21 protein-coding genes are annotated in these 20,951 nt (G+C 58.9%); 13 read left to right on the plus strand and 8 right to left on the minus strand.

Translation table 11 applies throughout. The features are described 5' to 3' along the window. Position 1 precedes the first annotated feature (1 nt). Positions 2–1,018, minus strand: coding sequence for an ABC transporter permease (locus J2046_RS23675; RefSeq protein ID WP_210056083.1), 1,017 nt, complete (start codon positions 1,016–1,018; stop codon positions 2–4). A gap of 77 nt (positions 1,019–1,095) precedes the next feature. Next, positions 1,096–2,631, minus strand: coding sequence for an ABC transporter substrate-binding protein (locus tag J2046_RS23680; RefSeq protein ID WP_210056085.1), 1,536 nt, complete (start codon positions 2,629–2,631; stop codon positions 1,096–1,098). Positions 2,632–3,033: 402 nt separating this feature from the next. Between J2046_RS23680 and J2046_RS23685 the strand changes: the two genes are divergently transcribed. From J2046_RS23685 to J2046_RS23710, 6 genes are all read left to right on the plus strand, one after another. After that, positions 3,034–3,462 carry a hypothetical protein gene (locus tag J2046_RS23685; RefSeq protein WP_210056087.1) on the plus strand — a complete coding sequence of 143 codons (429 nt, stop codon included), beginning with the start codon at positions 3,034–3,036 and terminating at the stop codon, positions 3,460–3,462. A gap of 10 nt (positions 3,463–3,472) precedes the next feature. After that, complete coding sequence (locus J2046_RS23690) at positions 3,473–5,086, plus strand: AMP-binding protein (protein WP_210056089.1); 1,614 nt, start codon at positions 3,473–3,475, stop codon at positions 5,084–5,086. Positions 5,087–5,157: 71 nt separating this feature from the next. Then, positions 5,158–5,583, plus strand: a complete 426-nt coding sequence (locus tag J2046_RS23695) for an organic hydroperoxide resistance protein (RefSeq protein ID WP_210056090.1) — start codon at positions 5,158–5,160, stop codon at positions 5,581–5,583. Further along, positions 5,583–6,761, plus strand: a complete 1,179-nt coding sequence (locus J2046_RS23700; protein WP_210056092.1) for a thiolase family protein — start codon at positions 5,583–5,585, stop codon at positions 6,759–6,761. The genes J2046_RS23695 and J2046_RS23700 overlap by 1 nt, the downstream gene beginning before the upstream one ends. After that, on the plus strand, positions 6,758–8,002 hold the full coding sequence (locus tag J2046_RS23705; protein WP_210056094.1) for an SDR family NAD(P)-dependent oxidoreductase: 1,245 nt from the start codon (positions 6,758–6,760) through the stop codon (positions 8,000–8,002). Before J2046_RS23700 ends, J2046_RS23705 begins: the two co-directional genes overlap by 4 nt. Next, entirely contained in the window at positions 7,999–8,790 is a 792-nt protein-coding gene (locus J2046_RS23710; RefSeq protein WP_210056096.1) for a cyclase family protein, read from the plus strand. Before J2046_RS23705 ends, J2046_RS23710 begins: the two co-directional genes overlap by 4 nt. Here the strand turns inward: J2046_RS23710 and J2046_RS23715 are convergent. Then, positions 8,769–9,311, minus strand: coding sequence for a winged helix DNA-binding protein (locus tag J2046_RS23715; protein ID WP_037156460.1), 543 nt, complete (start codon positions 9,309–9,311; stop codon positions 8,769–8,771). The two genes, J2046_RS23710 and J2046_RS23715, sit on opposite strands and share 22 nt — an antisense overlap. 97 nt (positions 9,312–9,408) lie before the next feature. Here J2046_RS23715 and J2046_RS23720 point away from each other — a divergent pair, with 97 nt between their 5' ends. After that, positions 9,409–10,215 (plus strand): aspartate/glutamate racemase family protein, encoded by an 807-nt coding sequence (locus tag J2046_RS23720; RefSeq protein WP_052183079.1) that lies wholly within the window; start codon positions 9,409–9,411, stop codon positions 10,213–10,215. 4 nt (positions 10,216–10,219) lie between these two features. On the opposite strand, the gene J2046_RS23725 is transcribed toward J2046_RS23720, so the two are convergent. The 3 genes from J2046_RS23725 to J2046_RS23735 are packed head-to-tail and all read right to left on the minus strand — an operon-like array spanning position 10,220 to position 12,876. Then, positions 10,220–11,146, minus strand: a complete 927-nt coding sequence (locus tag J2046_RS23725; RefSeq protein WP_037156461.1) for an NADP-dependent oxidoreductase — start codon at positions 11,144–11,146, stop codon at positions 10,220–10,222. Between the two features lie 4 nt (positions 11,147–11,150). Then, the gene (locus tag J2046_RS23730) at positions 11,151–12,110 is read right to left on the minus strand and encodes a C-terminal binding protein (RefSeq protein WP_210056098.1); all 960 of its coding nucleotides are present in this window, start codon (positions 12,108–12,110) and stop codon (positions 11,151–11,153) included. A 10-nt stretch (positions 12,111–12,120) separates the two neighbouring features. Further along, on the minus strand, positions 12,121–12,876 hold the full coding sequence (locus tag J2046_RS23735; RefSeq protein WP_210056100.1) for an HpcH/HpaI aldolase family protein: 756 nt from the start codon (positions 12,874–12,876) through the stop codon (positions 12,121–12,123). A 251-nt stretch (positions 12,877–13,127) separates the two neighbouring features. On the opposite strand from J2046_RS23735, the gene J2046_RS23740 reads away from it, so the two are divergent. From J2046_RS23740 to J2046_RS23750, 3 genes are read left to right on the plus strand one after another with little or no spacing between them, the layout of a single operon-like run. After that, positions 13,128–13,835, plus strand: a complete 708-nt coding sequence (locus tag J2046_RS23740; RefSeq protein ID WP_210056103.1) for a GntR family transcriptional regulator — start codon at positions 13,128–13,130, stop codon at positions 13,833–13,835. Next, on the plus strand, positions 13,832–14,926 hold the full coding sequence (locus J2046_RS23745; RefSeq protein ID WP_210056104.1) for an LLM class flavin-dependent oxidoreductase: 1,095 nt from the start codon (positions 13,832–13,834) through the stop codon (positions 14,924–14,926). The genes J2046_RS23740 and J2046_RS23745 overlap by 4 nt, the downstream gene beginning before the upstream one ends. Beyond that, a complete protein-coding gene (locus J2046_RS23750) occupies positions 14,923–15,432 on the plus strand; it encodes a flavin reductase (RefSeq protein WP_210056106.1) in 510 nt (169 codons plus the stop codon). The genes J2046_RS23745 and J2046_RS23750 overlap by 4 nt, the downstream gene beginning before the upstream one ends. 40 nt (positions 15,433–15,472) lie before the next feature. Here the strand turns inward: J2046_RS23750 and J2046_RS23755 are convergent, their stop codons facing one another. Continuing rightward, positions 15,473–16,750, minus strand: a complete 1,278-nt coding sequence (locus tag J2046_RS23755) for a cysteine desulfurase-like protein (protein ID WP_210056108.1) — start codon at positions 16,748–16,750, stop codon at positions 15,473–15,475. A gap of 242 nt (positions 16,751–16,992) precedes the next feature. Between J2046_RS23755 and J2046_RS23760 the strand changes: the two genes are divergently transcribed. Further along, positions 16,993–17,679, plus strand: coding sequence for a GntR family transcriptional regulator (locus J2046_RS23760; protein ID WP_210056110.1), 687 nt, complete (start codon positions 16,993–16,995; stop codon positions 17,677–17,679). A 42-nt stretch (positions 17,680–17,721) separates the two neighbouring features. On the opposite strand, the gene J2046_RS23765 is transcribed toward J2046_RS23760, so the two are convergent. Beyond that, positions 17,722–18,540: a sugar phosphate isomerase/epimerase family protein gene (locus J2046_RS23765; RefSeq protein WP_210056112.1), complete on the minus strand. Its 819-nt coding sequence runs from the start codon at positions 18,538–18,540 to the stop codon at positions 17,722–17,724. Positions 18,541–19,036: 496 nt separating this feature from the next. Between J2046_RS23765 and J2046_RS23770 the strand changes: the two genes are divergently transcribed. Further along, a complete protein-coding gene (locus J2046_RS23770) occupies positions 19,037–19,711 on the plus strand; it encodes a TerC family protein (protein ID WP_210056115.1) in 675 nt (224 codons plus the stop codon). A 272-nt stretch (positions 19,712–19,983) separates the two neighbouring features. Beyond that, positions 19,984–20,940 (plus strand): VOC family protein, encoded by a 957-nt coding sequence (locus J2046_RS23775; RefSeq protein ID WP_210056117.1) that lies wholly within the window; start codon positions 19,984–19,986, stop codon positions 20,938–20,940. Positions 20,941–20,951 lie beyond the last annotated feature (11 nt).

Genomic DNA, 20,951 nt, shown 5'->3' on the forward strand with positions numbered 1-20,951 from the left:
GTCAGCGCATCCTCAGTTTCGGGTTGAGGATCAGGTAGAGACTATCGACCACGATGCTGATCACCAGAACCGCGATGCAATAGGTGAGACCCGCCCCCTGGATGATCGGCAGGTCGGCGTTGCGAATAGCATCAACCATCAGATTGCCCATGCCCGGATAGGAATAGATGATCTCGACAAGCAACGTGCCTCCAAAGAGGAAACCGAACTGGACACCCATGAGGCTCAGTGTAGGCAGGATGGCGTTCTTCAATCCGTGCCGGATCAGGATACGTTTCTCCGAAAGCCCGCGCAGGCGCGCCTGCTGGATATAGTCGTCCTGATACGCGTCGAGCAGGCTGGAGCGCAGCACGCGCATCAGGGAGGGAGAAAGCGCTATGCCGAGCGCGAGACAGGGTAGAATCATATGCTCCAGCGCGTTAAAGAAGGTCGAGATATTGCCGGTGATCAGGCTGTCGATCAGCAGGAAGCCTGTGACAACTGGCCGTTCAAAACCGGGGCTCAGCCGCCCTGTGAAGGGCAGAATCTCGAAGAAGACCCCGAAAATCAGGAGCAGGAAAAGGCTCCAGAGGAACTCTGGTAGAGAGAGCAGCAGTATGGAGATGAAATCCATCACGGCTTCGGCGCGGGTGCCGCGCACGTAAAAAAGGAACAAGCCGCCGGCAAGGCCGAAGACGGTAGCGACCATCATGGCGATGACGGCAAGCTCGATCGTGGCCGGCAGCGTGCTGCCGATCAACGATGTCACATCCTGGCGGAAATGGATGGAACGGCCGATATCGCCATGCAGGAGTTGGTTCAGCCAGATGCCGTATTGTTCGTAGAGAGGCCGGTCGAGCCTCATTTCCGTACGCATGGCCTCGATCTCCTGGACCGTGGCATTCGGCGGTAGCGACATGGCGGCCGGATCGACCGGTAGGATGCGCAGGATGCAGAAGAGAAGCGCGGAAACAACGAGAAGGATCGGTATCGCGGTCAGCACGCGCTTTACCAGCAAATTGGCAATGGTCGCAAACATGCGCATGCCCCGTATTACGATATCAGGAAAAGGGGGCCGGACAGGCCCGGACCCCGAACAGTTTCATCAGGCCGGCATCAGGACCAGGACATGGTGCTGCCCAGAACCCAGGCATTGCCGTACTTGACGTAGTTGAGGTTCTTCTTGCGCACCAGTGTCTGGACGCTCTGCAGGATCGGAATATTGGCGCCGGTTTCGACGGCTTCCTTGGCCACTTCCTTGTAGCCAGCAATGCGTTTTTCATAAACCGGCTCGACGAAGAGCTTGAGGATCTTGTCGCCGATCTCCTGACCCTTCCAGGCACCGAACGGCATCTTCGGGTTCATGAGATAGCCAGAGAAGATTTCGGGGTCGCCGGTAGCATTATCGAAGCTGTAGAGGGTCGCTTCCGGCAGCTGGCCGCCGCGGTTCAGCTCGAAATATTTCGAATATTCGATCTGCTGCAGCTCGACCTTGAGGCCGACTTTCTGCCACATCTGAACGAGGGCGCGGGCAATATCGAAATCGCTCGGGAACTGGCCGTTGGTGGCAGCGAGCGTGAAGGTCGCCGGCCTATCGGCCGTGTAACCGGCTTCCTTCAGCAGCTTCTTCGACAGTTCCGGATCGTAAGGAAACTTGTAGTCCGGCAGGTAACCTGGCGTGCCGGGTGTCGCCGGAATGGAGAGCGGTACGGCGGCACCACCATAGAAGGCCTTGGAAAGGGCTGCCTTGTCGATCGCATGATGGGCAGCAAGGCGCACGGCCATGTCACTGAAGCCCTTGTCGTTGCGCATCTGCAGCAGGATCAGGCGGGTGAAGGGATTGATCTCGGCGGTCAGGCCCTCGGTCTTGCCGAGGCGTTCGGCTTCGCGGACCGGGATGTTGACAGTCAAGTCCACCTGGCCGGATTGGATGGCCGCGGTGCGCGCCGACGGATCCTTGATGATATCGATCGTGACGCGCTTGACCTTCGGTTTGGCACCGAAATAGTCATCGTTGCGCTCCAGCACGATGCGCGAGTTCATCTGATAGTCCACGAGCTTGTAGGGGCCAGTGCCGATCGGCTTCTTGGCGAATTCTTCCGGACCAACAGATTCGACATATTTCTTTGGCACAAGATAGCTGCCGAGGAAGGCAAGCCATTGCGGTGCGGTCGGGGTCGGTGCGGAGAATTTCATCACGCCGCTCGTCGGCGAAGTAATTTCGATATCCGTCAGCGTGCGCCAGGAATTGGCAATATCCAGCTTCAGGCCGGATTTTACGCGCTCGACGAAGGTGTATTTGAAGTCCTCCATCGTCATCGGATCGCCATTGTGGAATTTCACGTCGCTGCGGATCTCAAACGGCATCGAGAGACCGTCCGGCTTCAGTTCCCATTTGCTGATGAGATTGGGAATGAGCTTCAGGTCGGGCGCCTGGTCAAGCGGCTGGTCGAAGACAAGTTTGAAGATCGGCTGCGCATCCGGCACGAAGCGCAGGTTCGGATCCCAGGACGGCACGTCGCTCGGCCAGCCGATGGTGACGTTGTCGGTATCTGCAGCGAAAGCGAAGGTGGCCTGCGAGAGCACGGAGCCGCCCACGGCGGCAAGGCCGAGCATCTGCAGGAGATTTCTGCGGTCAATTTCAAAAGTCATGACGATCCCTCTGGTTCTGTCCATCGGCGCGAGCAGATGGACCTGCGGCGGTTTGTGAAACGCAAGCCTGCAATCCTGTCAGGGGCTTCTGATGTTTCTGTTTGGTGCCGTTCTTTGCGGCCGTCCCCTCGACAATTGAGGGGATCGTAGAACGACGTATAAATTACTTCAAGCCTAAAATTTCAGATCGCGGGGAATCGAGAATCGAATCGACCAGAACGTGTAGAATGCCGGAAATCAGGGCTTTCAAGATGCCGCCGGGTTGAAATTCAGAGCAGCTGTCAATCGCAGACGACCGAATTTGAAGTCTTCGTCATAAAAATTCATTGACGTTCTTTCCAATTATTTTATGCTTAAAATGTCTTTTAGAGAGACAGCTCCACAGGTTTAGAAAGGGACGCCATGATCGATCCGCATTGCCATTCGAGCAGCGTCATGGTGAACCGCCCGGCGGTGGCCGCCTTCGAGCTTATGTCCGACGGTCTGAAACAGGGTCAGTGGGCATGGGGTAGCCTCAACCGTATCGAAGTCGAACCCGGACTCTTCTGCGGCACATCGACATTCACGGGTAAGCCTACCTATGTCCGCCTCCATGCCGACCGTGCCCGGTTCCAGGTAGACTATGAGGTCGGTGCCTCCAGGGAGGCTATGCAGTTCCGCAACATGTCGCGGGTCATTCCGGGTGAACTTCTCCGTATGGGGCCGGATAGATGCGTGGTGACGCTGCTCACCTGGCGGCTTGAAACGCAGACGGATGCGGAATGGATCCAGTTCGGGACGATCCATGAAGCCGAGATGTTCCTGATCAAGGGCCTGCTCGAAAGAGGTTGAGGACAAGACGATGTATTCTCCCTATCTGCTGTTCGAACACCAGGTGCTCAAAAATCCCGATGCGCTGATGCTTATCGCACCGGCAAGCGCTAAGCTTCCCTATGCGCCGGAGGGTTTTCGCTACAGCTATGGTGAGGTTTTCGCACGGATTAGCTTTCTGAAGCAGAAGTTTGCGGAAGCGGGATATGGGATCGGGTCGCGCATCGCGCTGCTCCTCGAAAACCGGCCGGAGTTCTTTGATTACTGGTTGGCGCTGAATGCAATCGGTGTGTCGGTCGTGCCGATCAATCCGGATTTGCGCCACGACGAGCTTCTCTTTCAACTCGACATGGCCGAAGCATCGCTGATGGTCGTGATTGCCAAGCGGCTGGGCGAATTGCGCGACATCAAGCCCGGGAAGGTGTCGGTGATTGCCCCCGGCGACGATATTCCGTCCTCGCCCGAAACCCGCGAGGCGCGGCCGGGAGGGCCAGACCAGGAATGCGCGCTGCTCTTCACATCCGGAAGCACCGGTAAGCCGAAAGGCTGTATCCTTTCAAACGGCTACTTTATCACTGTCGCCGAATGGTACACGACCCAAGGCGGCATTGCCGAAATGGGCGAGGGAGCGGAAGTGGCGCTGACACCGCTGCCGATGTTCCATATGAATGCGCTCGGCTGCACGGCGGTCGGCATGATCATGAAGGGTGGTGCGATCGTGCCGCTCGACCGGTTTCATGCGAGTTCCTGGTGGGCCTCGATCGCCGATTCCGGCGCGACAATCATCCATTGCCTCGGTGTCATTCCGGCTATTCTGCTGCAGATTCCGGTCGCCGAGGCGGAGCGAGCGCATAAGGTGAAATTTGCGTTGGGGCCTGGCGTGGATGCGCGCCATAAAATCGAGTTCGAGGAGCGCTTTCGCATTCCGATCGTCGAGGCCTGGGCAATGACCGAGACCGGCGGACGGGCCGTGACGACAACAGCAGCGGACGACTATACGCCGGGGCTTCGCTGCATCGGTCGGCCGCGTGCCGGCATGGATTTCCGTATCGTCGACGATGCGGGGAATGATGTAGAGCTTGGTAAGCCGGGTGAACTTCTCGTACGTGCAAAGGGCGCAAACCCGCGGGATGGTTTCTTTAGCGGCTACCTGAAGGATGAAAAAGCGACCGAGGAGGCCTGGGAGGGCGGTTGGTTCCATACCGGCGATGTCGTCCATGCCGACGAAAAGGGGCTCCTTTACTTCTTCGATCGCAAGAAGAGCATCGTGCGGCGCAGCGGCGAGAACATCGCCGTGCTGGAAGTCGAGGCGGCGCTTGCCAAGGATGCAAGCGTGAGGGCTTCCGCCGTAACACCGGTGCCGGATGAGCTGCGCGGCGAAGAGGTGTTCGCCTTCATCGTCGAAAGCGAGAAGACCGAAGTGGGCGAACCGGCCAAAAAGGCAAAGCGGATCGTCGAGAGGGCGGGCGTCCATATCGCCTATCATAAACTGCCGGGTTACGTGGTCTTCATCGACAAATTGCCGGTGAGCTCTACCCAGAAACTGCAGCGCGGTGAGATCAAGACGATGGCGGCGAAAGCGGTCGAAGACGGTTCGGCAATCGATCTGCGCAAATTGAAGGCCTCGATCCGCAAGGCTGGCTGACGTCGCTTCCGCGTTGGGTCGTTTTCTTCTATACAATGAATCAAAGCTTAAATTCCTATATGGAGGCTCGCATGATCCCGGACAAGATCCTTTACGAAACCGCCGTTACCGCCCATGGCGGGCGCGAAGGCAAAGCCCGGAGTGTCGAGGGCAGCTTTTCGGTCAATCTTTCCGTGCCGAAGGGTCTAGGCGGGCCAGGCGGCGAAGGCACCAATCCGGAACAGCTTTTCGCTGCCGGTTATGCAGCCTGCTTCCTCGGCGCGGTGAAGCTGGTTGCCCGCAACAGGAAGGTTGCATTGCCGGACGATACCTCGATCACCGCCAAGGTGGGCATCGGGCCGGTGCCGGTCGGCTATGCGCTGGCGGTTGAACTGGTCGCCTCACTGCCGGGGATCGATCGGGCGGTGGCAGAAGAGATCGTCGCCGGCGCACACGAGCGCTGTCCCTATTCGAACGCCACGCGCGGCAATGTCGACGTCAAGCTGACGGTCGCCTGATGGCCTTTTCCCGCGCGCGAAAACCCTATGATGGCGTGGTGTTGGCGGTGCCGGTGACGGTGCCCTATCAGCGCTATTCCATTGAAAGCGCGCATTGGTGGATGGGCAGGGCGCTACGGGCGCTGTCAGAGGGTGCAGGCATCAGTCATCGGGATTTCGACGGCTTTTCAGTTTCGAGCTTCACGATGGGGCCGGACAGCGCGATCGCACTGACCCAGCATTTCGGGCTTTCGCCGCGATGGATCGATCATGTGCCGATGGGTGGCGCGGCGGGCATCGTTTCGATCCGGCGGGCGGCGCGGGCAGTGCAGGCGGGTGATGCAGACATCGTCGCCTGTGTCGCCGCAGATACGAACCAGGTCGATACCTTCCGCAAGACGCTTGCCAACTTCTCCCGCTTTGCGCAGGACGCTTCTTATCCCTATGGCGCCGGCGGCCCGAACGCCAGTTTCGCTCTGATCGCCCGTCACTACATGGATTGCTACGGCGCGACGCGCGAGGATTTCGGCAAGCTCTGCGTCGCCCAGCGCGATAATGCACTCAAAAACCCGCATGCACTGATGAAGAAGCCTCTGACATTGGAGCAATATATGGTGGCACGACCGATCGCCGAGCCGTTCCACCTGTTCGATTGCGTTATGCCCTGCGCGGGGGGCGAGGCGTTTCTGGTGATGCGGGAAGATACGGCGAAATCGCTCGGGCTGCCGTTCGTACGACTGCTTTCCGCCATCGAGCGGCACAATGCGTTTCCGGATGATCCGGTACAGGTACGAGGCGGCTGGGTGGTTGATCGGGACGAGCTCTATGGCATGGCCGGGGTGACCTCGGACGACATGGATTTTGTCCAGACCTATGACGACTACGCGGTCATTTCGATGGTGCAGTTCGAGGATCTGGGTTTTTGCGGCAAGGGTGAGGGGCCGGATTTTGTGCGCCAGCACACATTCACGATCGATGGCACTTTCCCGCATAACACATCTGGCGGTCAGCTTTCCGTCGGGCAGGCAGGTGCGGCCGGCGGACATCTCGGGATCACCGAAGCGATGCGTCAATTGCTTGATGCGGCAGGCGGCACCCAGGTGAAGGATGCGAAGCTGGGCCTCGTTTCCGGCTTCGGCATGATCAACTACGATCGTGGACTTGCCTCTGCGGCGGCCATACTGGCGAGGGCGTCATGACCGAACCGCTAGCAAAACCGAAACGCAAGAATCCGCTCGCCCGCATGCGCCAGCCGTTGCTGCCGCCATCGGCGCGCAGCCGAAAGGCGCATGAATTGACGCTTGCGGCTGCGTCCGGCCGGTTCATGCTGCAATGCTGCAGTGAATGCGGACAATATACCTATCCTCCCCGTGAAGCATGCCCGAACTGCCTGTCATCCGACCTGCGGCTTCAGGATACACCGACCGGCGGGGTTCTGCTCTCCGAAACCAGGATCGACGTGACCAGCGATCCCTACTACCGTGAACACACGCCCTGGCGAACCGGCCTGGTGAGGCTCGATTGCGGGCCAAGCATCGTGACGCATCTACGTGGGGATTGTGGCGGGCCAGGTAATCGAGTGGTCCTGTCGCTGCAGCTCGACAGAGGTGGTCAAGCAGTGTTCTTCGCCAAGCCTATTCCGGAGACGCCAAACATGGAAGACGACCTTCAGTGGCTGGAGTTGACCGCCGATCCCAAGCATCGGCGGGTGCTGATCACCGATGGCCGCAGTCCGGTGGCTGTAGCGCTGGCGCAAGCCTTGAAGAAGGCGGGTGCGACTAAGATTTTTATAGGCGTTTCGGATCGCTGGAAGCCGTTCAACGAACAGAAGTCACTTGAGTCGATCGATGGCATCGAACTCGTCGACCTGGACCTCACAAATGAGCGTTCGGTCCAAGAGCTTGCCATGGATATCGGCGCCAAGGTGGAAATCCTGATCAATACGGCCGATCACGTCCGTCCTGCGCACCTCTTCGATGCGGGCGCGGCCAATACAGCTCGCGATTCCATCGACTACATGGTGATGGGCCTGATGCGGCTGGCGCAGGCCTTCGGGCCAGTGATGCGCTCGCGGGGCGCTGATGGCCCGACCGGAGCCGTTGCTTGGGTCAACGTGCTTTCAGTCCACGGGCTCAGCAATGCGCCGCAATTCGGAGTCCATTCCGCCGCGCATGCCGCTTGCCTGTCACTGTCGCAATGGCTGCGCACAGAACTGCGGCCCGGAGGCATCCGGGTGATCAATGCCTTTTCCGGCCCACTTGATACCGAATGGTTCCAGACCGTGCCGCCGCCCAAAGTCGCACCGAAGGCGTTGGCGGATGCAATCGTCGACGGGCTGAAATGCGGGATCGAGGATATTTATGTCGGGGACGTGGCCAAGGATATCGAGGCGCGGCTCTTCGACAATCCAAAAGCCGTCGAACGGGAGGCTGGTCAATGAGCGGGAATATTCTGGACGCATTTGCCCGAGCACTGGCGAGCGGTGCGGTGCGCGTCATCGATCTCACTCATACGCTATCGCCGGATTTTCCGGTCATCGTCATGCCGCCGGAGCTTGGTCAATCCGCCCCGTTCCGCATGGAGCGGATTTCACGTTATGATGCCTCGGGGCCTGCCTGGTATTGGAACAACCTTTCGTTCGGCGAGCATACCGGTACGCATTTCGACGCGCCGGTCCATTGGTATACGGGTCGCGATCTTCCACTCAATACCGTCGATACCCTGCCGCCGGCCGACATGATTGCGCCGGCCTGCGTGATCGATTGCTCGGCGGAGGCCGAGAGGGATGCCGATTTTCTGCTGACCGTTGCCGAGGTGACTGCCTGGGAGGAGAAGCACGGCCGCATTCCGGCTCAGTCCTGGGTGCTCTTGCGCACAGATTGGTCGAAGAAGAGGGCCGCCGCCTATGCCAACCTTAGGGCCGACGGCGCTCATACGCCGGGACCAGATGCCGCGGTCATGCGCTTACTGGTCGAAGAGCGCGGTATCATCGGGTTCGGTACCGAGACGATCGGCACGGACGCGGGGCAGGCCGGGCATTTTTCGCCCCCCTATCCGGCCCACCATTATTTACATGGGGCAGGACGTTACGGCCTGCAGTGCCTAACCAATCTCGACCAGCTTCCGCCGACCGGCGCCATGATCGTCGCGGCGCCGCTTAAAATCCAAAACGGCTCGGGAAGTCCATTGCGCGTGCTAGCTTTGGTTCAGGAGCGCTCGACCGGATGAGATCCGCTTGCCACGCGCCGGGCGGCAGTGTCGTAGAAACTCGTCAGCAGTTCCAGCATTTCCGTCGCACTTCCAAGCCCTTTTTCCGCATGATCCATCTTCTGGATCAACGAAACCAGCAAATGCCGACGCAGCAATCGGTAGTCCTGCGTCAGTTTAGTGCCCTTTCGGGTCGGCACATAGAGCGTATCCTTGCGCGACCGGCCCTTGACGCGTTCGATCAGTTGCAGGGTCTGCAGCTTCTTGATGGCGTATTGAATATTGGCGGTGTCGTCACGGCCGAGCAGGCGGGAGATTTCTCCAAGCCCTTTCGGCTTGTTGCGATAACGGATCGTGTGCAGGATCGCAGTATCAAGGCCACTCAATCCGGCTCCCGCAAGCTCGCTCGAGCATTCCGACTGCCAGCGCAGGAAGGCGGCGGAAATCCGCCAGAGCGACCATTCGAATTCCGTGAGCGCAGCCTCCGACATTTCGACGGTCGCGTCGCTCAGGGGACTTTCGGGCGAGGTCGGCGAAATCATGAGGCCCTCCAGGCTGATTCTGTGCATGGAGTAAAGCCTTAAATCGATGTTTTGACGAGGCAAAATCGCAAAGAAAACGCGAAGAAAAGAGGAGAATATGCGCATCTTCTGGCAGAGCTTTATCGATGCCACCGCGAGTGCCGCCTATATGACGCGGCTCTCGGATTATCTGAACGGGATTGCCGAGCCGGGCACAACGGTCGATGTCTTCGGCATCAGCCCGCCGGACAGACATTTCGGGCGGCTAGCGGAATTCCGTTGTGCGGCGATCGCGATCGATAACGGGCTGGAAGCGGCGAGCCGCGGTTACGATGCGGTGGTCATCGGCCATTTTCAGGACCCAGGTCTCTATGAGCTCAAGTCGGCGCTCACAATCCCGGTGATCGGCGCGGGCGAGGTCTGCATGCATTACGCTGCCCGGCTCGGCCGACGCATGGCGCTTATCACACTCGATGACGTTTTCCAGGTCTGGCACTACGAACAGGCCGATCTCTATGGCCTTGGCAATCGTGTGAAGCACGTGGCCGGGCTGAACTGCGAGCCATCCGATTTCAGCGCCGCTTTTGCAGGAGACAATGAGGCCCGGAAGCGGATGCTTGCGAGCTTCACAGCCCGTGCCGAACCACTGGTTCGCGAGGGGGCGGATGTGGTCGTGCCCGCGGGTGTGTTGCCGGGCCTGCTGGTCGGCGGCGAATACGGTTTCAAGGTGCTGCACGCGCCGGTCGTCAATACGGCGGCCGTAACGTTGAAAAGCGCCGAAATGGATGTGCGGCTACAGAATATCAATGGTATCGAGGTGAGCCGCGGGCCGTTCTGCGCACTCGCCAACGAGCATGCGATCGAAGATTTTCGGACTTTCGTTGCCCGGGGCCGGGGAGCGCCGCTCTTCCCGAACGGCAACTAGGGGATCACATCGTCAGCATCAGGCGTCCACGGGAAATGGCGCTTTTTTCAATCAGCCGATGGGCTTCGGCGGCCTCAGAAAGCGGCATGGTGCGCGCGACCTGGGGTTTCAGTATTCCGGCGCCGGCGAGTTCCATCATCGATTGCAGCGCGGACTTGTCGTCGCTCACCATGGCGCGGGTGACGGTGACGCCGAATTCGGCGCCGCGATCCCTGATCGGATCGGCGACCAGCCAGACGAGGTGGCCGCCTTTCTTCAGGACCTTGTAGGACTTGTCGTGGACTTCACCGCCCATGAGGTCGAAGACGACATCCCGAGCTTTCAGGAGTTCGGAAAAGTCTTCCTGGTCATAGGCGATGATGCGGTTTGCGCCGAGGCCCAGCACGTAGTCCCGGTTGGTCGATCGACAGGTGGCGGTGACGTCTGCACCGAGGTGGTGGCAGAGCTGGACGAGTAGGCCGCCCACCGCACCGGCGCCGGCATGCACAAGCACCTTATCGCCGGATCTGACCTCTGCGGCGCGCAGCGCGATCCAGGCGCTGAGGCCAGCATTGGTCAGCGCCACGGCTTCCACAGTCGAAAGCCTTTCCGGGATAGCGACAGCATGTTTTTCATCGACAGCGATCATTTCCGCATACCCGCCCTGAGCGAAGACGCCGGCCATGACGGCAACTCGATCGCCAACCGTGAATTCGGTTACGCCGTTACCGACTGCGACCACCGTACCGCCGGCATCGCGGCCAGGCACACTCGGCATGGGCAGGGTGAAATGATTCTGCAGATACCCGGCACGAAGCTTCCAGTCGAAGGGCGTTACGCTTGCGGCCTCGATCTTCAGGAGGACCTGGCCAGGCCCGGCGACCGGATCCGGCAGGTCGATGTAGTGCATCACATCGGCCGGGCCGTGCTCGCTGTATTGAATGGCCTTCATGGTGTCATTCCTTGAAATTGACCGGGTATCTCGGCTTTTCGCCCTTCAACACGGCTGCGACATCCGCAAATACCTTGCTGCGGACTTCGGCATAGCTCTGCGTGGAATAATGCGCCGCGTGGGGTGAGACGATCACCTGGTCGAGTGTGAGCAGCGGATTGTCCGGTGCGGGTGGCTCCTTCTCGAACGTGTCGATACCAGCGCCAGCAATATGACCGCTCTGAATTGCCTCCGCGAGAGCAGTCTCGTCCACGAGCCCGCCCCGCGAGACATTGATCACATATGCGCCCTTTTTCATCTTTCTAAGTGCTTCGATCGAGATGATCTTGCGGGTCTCGGGCGTTGCCGGAATGTGCAACGAGATGAAATCGGCTTGAGCAAATAGTTCATCCAGAGAAACCGGCCTGGCGCCGGTGGCGGAAATTCGCTCCGCCGAGATATATGGATCGTAGGCGATGATCTCGTAGCCGAAGGCCTTTGCCTTCATGGCCGTCAGGCGGCCGATCTGTCCGAAGCCGATGAGACCAAGTATCTGCTGGTCCGGCCTTGTAATGCCGGCGCCGTCGTCCATGGCGAGCCAGCGGCCCTTGCGCACGGCGCCATCATAGACTTTGAGCTTTCGGGCGAGTGACAGGATCAGCGCCAGCGCATGGGTGCTGACCTCATCGATGTTGGAATCCGGCACGTAGGTGACCTGGACGCCGGCTTGAGTGGCTGCCCCGACGTCGATCGAGTCCAGGCCGACGCCGAAACGACCGATAACCTTGAGGTTCTTGAGCTCCGACAAAACGCGGGCGGTGATCGGCTCGCGCAACACCATCAGTGCATCGGCATCCCTGGCCTCGGCGATCAATGCTTCCTCGGTCAGCAGGGTCTTCTCCACGAACTCGGCGCCAAGACCTTCGAGATAGGCAAGTTGTTCCGGTTCGACGGCTAGCATGCCATCCGTCTTGATGATCTTCATGGCCGCCACCTCACACTTTGCGGGCGGCAGCAATGCCGGCGGCAAGGCTTCCACCGAGAAACATCGTGTCGCTGGCGAGCATGAAGAAGCTGATGCCGACTTCGGCCCATCTGCCGACGTCATCTGCCGACGGGCGAAAAATACCGACCGCCTTGCCGGCCTTGCGAGCGGCGTTGGTGATGGTGGTGATCGCCGCGCTAAGTTTTTCCGCTCCGGCTGGACCCATGGCGTCGATCGAAACGGAGAGGTCGCCGGGGCCGATGAAGATAATATCGACGCCTTCGACTGCGGCGATTTCCCCGACATTCGCAAGGCCTTCCGCCGTCTCGATCTGTATCGCCAGAACGAGGCTCTCATTGGCGGCCTTCAGGTAATCGGGAATGCGGTAGCCATAGGCGGAAGCCCGGCCGGGGCCGACTCCACGTTCGCCGATAGGCGGGTAGCGGGTCGCCATCACGGCGGCTTTGGCCTGAGCGGAGGTCGAAACGCGTGGAACCAGCACGCCCGCCGCGCCGGCATCGAGCGCTGAGGCGATCCACTCCGATGCGTGGCTCGGAACGCGGACCAGCGCCGGTATGCGATGGGCGTCAGAAGCCCGCACGAGATTTTCGATCAACTCGCGATCGATCTGCGAGTGTTCCGCATCGATGCACAGGAAGTCGAGCCCGGTCGCGGCAGTCACTTCGATCGCGACGGGATGGGGAATGGCGGCAAAGGTTCCGATCACCCGTTCATAGCTGATGCACTTCTTGCGGAAATCGCTCATGACAATCCTCTGGAAATTTATTCCCTTTACGCGCTGGCGGTGCACGGCCTCTTGGTGGGCAAAGGAAAGTTTAAGCCTAAAATTATTGAAGCTGCAAGCCGAATAACGGAAATGGTGCAGACTAAATTCACCCGTCTGCAGCGGCAGATCAGTATACGGAATATAGCGAAATCGATCGATATATGGGCTATTGCAACAATAATCCCTTGAAACTTGAAATAAACCGTATACGAATAAACTCGGAGATTTCGATGGTGAAACCGAGCGACAATCTGGTGGATACGGTTTATTCCGACCTGCGGTCGAAGCTGCAGAGGAGCGCGATTTCCCCATCCGTCAGATTGGTTGACACGGAGATCGCCGCGACAAATGGGATTTCCCGCATGCCGGCCCGCGAGGCGCTGCTACGTCTGGTGGCAGAGGGCTATTTGATCGGCACCACGCGTGGCTTCGCCGTCAGGGAATTGTCGCTCGAAGATATTTCCGGGCTATTCGAGGTGCGACGCCAGCTCGAGCCTCGGGCAGCCGCGAGTGCGGCCCGCGACATGACATCAGATATCGAGGAAGAACTCACCGCAGCGATGAACCGAGTGGAACAGATGCTCAACAGCAACGATATCTCGGGATTGCTGGCGGCGAATGTGGAATTTCGCAATGCCTGGCTGAAGGCGGTGTCGAACCCGCATATGGCGGCGACCATTTCCCGCTTCATGGATTATTTCCAGTCAGTGCGGCTCGGTACATTCACCGATCCCGGGACGGCTGAGCGATATATCGACGGCCTTTCCCGGATCTATTCGGCTTTTCTCGCCCGTGACCCCCTGATGGTCCAGGACCGCATGACGCTTTTCATGTTCGCGGCGGAGGAGGCCTATCTCTCCGTTCGCCGGCGCCAGTTGCAGGAAGCCGCGGAAACACGCCCCGGCCGAAGAAGAAACACCAGGAGACGAACAGCATGATCAAGCAGCATCCGCTGAAAGGTCCCAGCAAACTGAAACTCGGCGTGTTTTCCGCCAATGCGGATGGTGGCCTGGCAATCACTGACGTGCCGGAGCGATGGCAGGCCCGCTGGGAGGACAATCTCAATGCAATTCAGATTGCTGATCGCGGCGGGCTCGACTTCTTCTTGCCGATCGCCCGCTGGAAGGGTTTCGGCGGCAAGAACAGGGTGCGGGAATGGTCCTTCGAAACGTTCACCTGGGCGGCAGGACTCGCCTCCGTCACGGAGCGGATCGGACTCTTCATGACTGTGCATGTGCCGCTCGTGCATCCGCTTTATGCGGCAAAGGCACTTGCGACCGTCGACCATATCAGCAACGGTCGCGCTGGGCTCAACATCGTCTGCGGCTGGAATCCGAAGGAATTCGGTATGTTCGGGGTGCCGCTGGTGGAAAAGGGTTATGACCAGGCAGGCGAATGGCTGGAGCTCATGGAGCGAGCTTATACTTCAGACACACCCTTCGACTATGACGGCACCTACTACAAGCTGAGGGATGTCGTCAGTCGTCCTGCCAGTCTTCAGGCGCCTCGGCCGGTCACCATGAATGCGGCCTTCGGTGGGCCGGGCCGGGATTTCGCTGCCAAGAATTGTGACTATCTCTTTACCACCTTCACGGAGATTTCCGAGGCCGGAAAACATGTGGAGGACATCAGAAGGCGGGCGGACAAGCTCGGACGGGACGTTGGCGCCTACACGGTCTGCCACGTCGTCTGCCGTGGGAGCCAACGGGAGGCGGAGGACTATTACGAACGCTACGCCGTGACGTTTGCCGATCACGAGGCGGTCGATGCGCATATGGCCGGCAAAAAGGAATTCTCTCAGTCGCATGACAAGGATACCTACGACCGCTACCGCAAGCGGTTTGCCGGCGGTGCTGGCGGTTATCCATTGATCGGCACGCCGGAGAAGATCGCCGAGGACATGATTGCAATTTCCGAGCAGGGTTATTCAGGCATCGCCCTGTCATTCGTGAACTATACCTATGAACTACCCTTTTTCTGTGATCGAGTGATGCCATTGCTCAGGCAAGCGGGGCTGCGAGTCGAATGACGATCAATTCCATTCACGACGAGGTTGAGGCAACGCGGCTTGCCTTCCGCGATGGGATGTCGCGGTTGGCCGCTGCAGTCAATATAGTGACAACCGATGGGCCGGGTGGCCTCGCAGGTTTCACAGCGTCCGCCGTCTGCAGCGTAACAGATAAGCCGCCGACGCTCCTCGTCTGCCTCAATCGGTCGAGTTCGGTGGCCGGCATGTTCGAGAGGAATCGGGTGCTTTGCGTCAATACGCTGGCGTCCGGTCACGAAGCAATGTCGAAACTGTTCGGTGGATCGACGCCGCAGGAAGACCGATTTGCTGTCGGCGATTGGATAATGAGCACCACCGGTTCGCCGCGGCTGACGGATGCAATCGTATCTTTCGACTGCGAGGTGGAGAGCGCCATCGAAAGCGGGACGCATCACGTTCTGTTCTGCCGAGTCGTTGGCATCGCGTATGGCGCGGATGACGAAGAAGCGCTCATTTATTTCCGCCGGCGCTACCATCACATCAAATGAAAAAGGTCCGGCGGAAGCGCTTCCGCCGGACCTCACGATTTTAGTTCGTGTTGGCGATAATCTCGCCAAGCACCTTGTCGAAGCGGTCGATCTCTTCCACCTTGTTGTAGTGGACCATGGAAACGCGCATGCAGCCTGTTTCCATGGCCAAACCAAGTCGTTTCATCAGGCGTGGCGCAAACATGTGGCCATCGCGGCTGCCGATACTGTTTTTACCCAGTTCTGCGGCGATGTATTGCGGCGTTAGCCCTGGAATGTTGAAGCAGATGGTTGGGACGCGCCTCTCGATCTGACTTTCATCGGAAATCCCATAAATCGCAGCGCCATGCTTTTTGAGAACCGCGAGCATCTTTTTTGACAATGTCTGTTCGTAAGCTCGGATTGCGCCCATGGCGGCGGCGATTGCATCACGGCGGGAATGTTGACCTGCTCCCAAGAATTCGTGGCCGATCTCTTCGAGATAACGAACGGCGGCGTCCATGCCGGCGACGTTTTCATAGGTGAAAGTGCCGACCTCGATCTTGTAGGGAGGCACGTTCGGGATGAAATCCTCCTTGAACGTCGGCAGTTTGACGAGCGCGTCGTAGCGGCCCCAGAGGAACCCCATATGGGGGGAGAAGTTCTTGTAGCCGGAGCAGACAAGATAGTCGCAATCCCAGGTCTGCACGTCGATCAATCCATGTGGGCCGTAATGCACACAGTCGAGGAAGACCTCAGCCCCGGCCGCATGGGCAAGCTTGCCGACGGTTGCGACATCGACGATGGTGCCGATCGAATGGGCTGTGACCGTGCAGGCAACGAGGCGCGTCCTGTCGTTCAAAAGCGGCTTCAGATCATCGGTGTGCAGCATGCCGTCATCGCGCATTTTCCACCAGACGATCTTGGCGCCCTCGGCTTCGAGCGCCAGCCAGGTGGCGATGTCGGCGTCATGGTCCATGTCGGTGACGATGATCTCGTTACGCTCCTGCAGCATCTTGGCGATGCCGAGGCTGACGAGCCGGATGAAGGATGTGGCATTGAGGCCGAATGAAATCTCCTCCGGTCGGTAGGCGTTCACAAGGATGCCGACGCTAGTGCGGGCGTTTGCAACCGTTTGATCGACGCCCTGACTGTGCAGATAGGGCGCCATGCGCTGCACGTTACAATCCACGAGATGATTCGCGACCGCATCAACCACCGCCTGGGGTACCTGGGCGCCGCCGGCATTTTCGAAGAAGATGAAGTCCCGGTATTTCTGTAGTGCCGGAAACTTGGCTCGAATCTTGTCGACTGGAAAAGCCTTGGCGATGTTGTCGCCGGCTGAAACGTGCGTATCCATGGAATTCTCCCGGGTATCGGATTGGAGGAAGGCGGAAGGTGACAAAAACCTCTCCTCGAGTTATCTTCGCCGCCGACAGATGAGCATTTGATCAAATTGTAGGTGTTCTATTGTGCCGATAGCATTTGATCAAGGGGAGAATCGCTTCGAGAAGAAGGTTGCGCACACGGGCGATTACGCTTGAAGAGCAAGGCCTCTTATGCGAGGCCTGGTTGTGATTCGACGGATAGCAGAGGGTAAAAATGGCGGATACCGGGCTTTCGAAGGTGACGTCGCGGGTGACGGTTCAGGACACGGTCTATGAACAGTTGCGCCGTGCACTGATGTGGGGTTCGTTTGCTCCTTCCCAGGCCATTACCATCTCTTCGCTGGCAACCGAGTTCGGCACCAGCCACATGCCTGTGCGCGAGGCGCTTCGGCGGCTTGCCGCGGAGAACGGGCTGGAGATCGGTCACAATGGCTCGGCGCGAGTGCCGGCCGTTTCACGTCAACGACTTGACGATCTGTGCCAAGCGCGAATCGCGCTTGAGGGATTGGCGACCGAACTCGCGGCGGCATGTGCGACCAACGAGGACATGGATCGGTTGGAGGCGCTTGCTCGGGAACATGAGGAGACCGGGAAGGCCGGGGACGTCTATGGTATGTTGCGCAAAAACCAAGCCTTCCATTTCAGCATCTACGAAATGTCGGGCTCGGAAGTGCTGCCGCAACATATTGAAATGTTGTGGCTGCGTTTTGGCCCCTATATGCGGATGCTGACCAACTATGTGGAAAGGGAATTCGACAAGGGTGTCGTTCATCCCTTCTCCTCCTATCATTTCCAAATCGTCGCGGCATTGCGCGAGCGAAACGGCGTGCTCGCCCGGGAAATGATGGTGGGCGACATTCTCGCGACGCAAGTGCTGCTGCGAGATATGTGCTCGGAATAATCCCGGCGGTATCGCCGGGATTATGCTCATTCAGTCAGCAGATCACTGACCGAGACCCAGCAAGGCGAGATATTCCACCGAAGCAGGTATCTTCGACTTGTCTTTGATCTCAACGATCAGGCGCGGATTGCTGGTGAGATCGGCAAGCGCGGCGAAGACGGAACGCCAGAGGATATTGCCTTCGCCGAGCGCCCAATGGCGATCGGCATAACCATCAGCATCCTGCAGGTGGACGTGGTGTAAGCGATCGCCGGCGGCCTTCACGTAATAATCAACCGGTGGCGCGCCTGTGGAGCCGTGGGCATAATGGGCATGGCCGGTATCGATCGAAACTGCGACGGCCGGGGAGTTGAAACTATCAGCGAGCGCAATGCGGGCGTACTGGTCAATATCCTCGATGTTTTCGAGAACGATCACAACACCTATGTCTTCCGCCTGCTTGACGGCATCGCGCATGGTGAGATGCACGTATTCGAACACCCGGTCGCGCTCGCCTTTGTTGTTGTCAAGATTGTTGTAGGACCAGGTGGAATAGGGGCTATGGGAAACCATCTGGGTCGCGCCGATGGCAGCGCAGACATCGAGGCCCTGCCTCATGCGTTTGGCGACGACAGCGCGGATATCCGGATCCTGTGAAGCGATGGTGAAGCCCCAGAACGGACCGTGGATGCCAAGGCGGCCCTGGTAGCCGTTAAGCAGCTTCCTGGTGCGCTCGGCGAGTGCCGCCCAATCGCCGTTCAGGACGTCCGCGGTTGTGAAGTCCTGGAGCTCGAGATCGCGCTGCTTGTCAAAGAGCCAGTTACGATGGATTTCGAGTTCGTCGAGCGTCATGGCGGCGCCGATCACGGGAGGGGGAGACATGAAAACTCCATCAAACAGAAGAAATGTCGGAAAATGGAACTGGAAGAACACCCGGGGTATCGGGTCCATGACAGGGTTTTGTGTCGCCAATATTACATGTGTAACACGAAACTGCGAAACTTGTATCCAATGTCAATTTCTCGTCTCAAGCCGCGGTCGATAAATCGGCCACGGCTGTTTTTTTCCACTGAGGATGTGACGATGGGCCATCGGCCGATTTTCGGGGAGCGGAACTTGGCTCGCAAACTCACCACTTGAGTTTTTGCAGTTGTCCCGCTAAATCTCACGCCACCAGGACCGGGCCCCTCTGGCAGTTCATATCTGAGCTGTGATGTCGGACTGGAATTGTCCAACTTAGGTGCCTGGTGTTCGTGGAGGTCATCCGACAGAGGTGATGGCGAATTCTACGGCAGGCAGGAATGCCAGCCGTATGCACACCGTCGATCTGTTTCTACGACATAAGGCACGCTCGCGCTTTTAAGAGATTGGGTGCCAAATGATGGAATTTTTCACGCCGGAGGCGTTGTCCGCCCTCCTGCAAGTTATCATGATCGACCTCGTGCTTGCCGGCGACAACGCGATCGTCATCGGCCTTGCCGCCGCCGGCCTTCCGAAAGCACAGAGAACGAAGGCGATCCTCGTCGGCATCATCGCAGCGACCGTTCTGCGCATTGGCTTCGCGCTCGCAACCACGCAACTCCTGCAGATCGTTGGACTATTGCTGGCCGGCGGTATCCTTCTTCTCTGGGTTTGCTGGAAGATGTGGCGCGAACTGCGCACGCCTCACCACCAGGAGGAAGAAGCGAGCGAGGCGCTTGAAGAGACCGATTTCAACAAGGACGGAACGATTGCCGGAGGCGCTCCGCGCAAGACTTTCGCCCAGGCCGCATGGCAGATCGTTATTGCCGACGTTTCCATGTCGCTCGATAACGTGCTTGCGGTTGCTGGTGCCGCTCACGAACATCCCGAGGTTCTCATCTTTGGTCTGATTCTGTCCATCGCGCTGATGGGGGTTGCCGCGAGTTTCATCGCGCGCCTGCTCAACAAGTATCGCTGGATCGCGTATGTCGGTCTTGCCGTCATTCTCTACGTTGCACTTGAGATGATCTGGCGCGGCGGGATAGAGGTCTGGGGTGAGGCGCAGGCCTTCGTGCCGGGTCTCGGTAGCTGATCTTTCCTGGCGCGGCGGTCCTTTCGCCGCGCCCTTCCCTTGGCGCGTGCTCGTTCCCATCTTCTCCGGCGCCAACCGCTTTTCCCATCTCAACCAAAACTTATGCCGCGGCAGTAGAACCTATTCGTCAGGTCGCCGATCTGCTTCTATGTCTTCACAAAGCTGCGGCGCCTCGGGTGCTGGGCCGCGTCGAGGTGGAGGGCGCGGCCGCGATTTTGGAGGAGAATACGCCTCTCCACCGGGCGCTGGTGAACGACCACCTAGGAAAAGCCATGACCGAACCCTGTTATGATGTCGCCCATCTGGGCCATGTAGAACTCTATTCAGACCGGTTTGACGAAACGCTCGATTTTTTCGTCCGGGTCTACGGACTCACCGAAAGCGGCCGTGAGGGCAACAGTGTCTATCTTCGCGCTTATGACGACTATGAATTCCACACGCTGAAGCTCACCAAGCATCATACGACCGGCGTCGGCCATATCGCCTATCGTACCTCTTCTGCGGAAGCGCTGGAGCGACGCGTCAAGGTAATCGAAGAAATGGGTTGCGGCGTCGGCTGGATCGATGGCGACCTCGGCCATGGTCGTGCCTATCAGTTCAAGAGTCCGGACGGCCATCTCTTCGAGCTTTATTACGACACCAAGGAATATGTCGCGCCGCCGGAAGAAAAACCGGCGCTCAAGAACATTGCCCAGCGCTACCACGGCCGCGGCGCATGCCCGCGCCGCCTTGACCACGTCAACTTGCTCGCCGCCGATGTAAGCCTGATCCGCGAGTTCATGACCAAGGCCCTCGGCAGCCGCGTCACTGAAATGATCCAGCTCGACAACGGCCGTCTCGGCGGCTGCTGGTTCACCATCAACAACAAGACCTATGACCTCGCCTGCTCCGAGGATCATACCGGTGCTCATGGCCGTTTCCACCATGTCACATATGCCTGCGACCAGCGCGAGGACATCCTGCGCGCCGCAGATATCTTTCTGGAAAACGGTGTACATATCGAATCCGGACCGCACAAGCATGCGATTCAGGGCACATTTTTCCTTTATGTCTGGGAGCCGGCTGGCAACCGCGTCGAACTCGCCAATGCCGGTGCGCGGCTTATCCTGCGTCCGGACTGGAAGCCCGTCGTCTGGACCGAGGCTGACCGCAAGAAGGGGCAGGCGTGGGGCATGAAGACGATCGAGACCTTCCATACGCACGGCACCCCGCCGGTCTCCAAAAAGTAAGAGCAAGAGGC

This window comes from Neorhizobium petrolearium, from assembly GCF_017873175.1.
Lineage (GTDB): Bacteria > Pseudomonadota > Alphaproteobacteria > Rhizobiales > Rhizobiaceae > Neorhizobium > Neorhizobium petrolearium.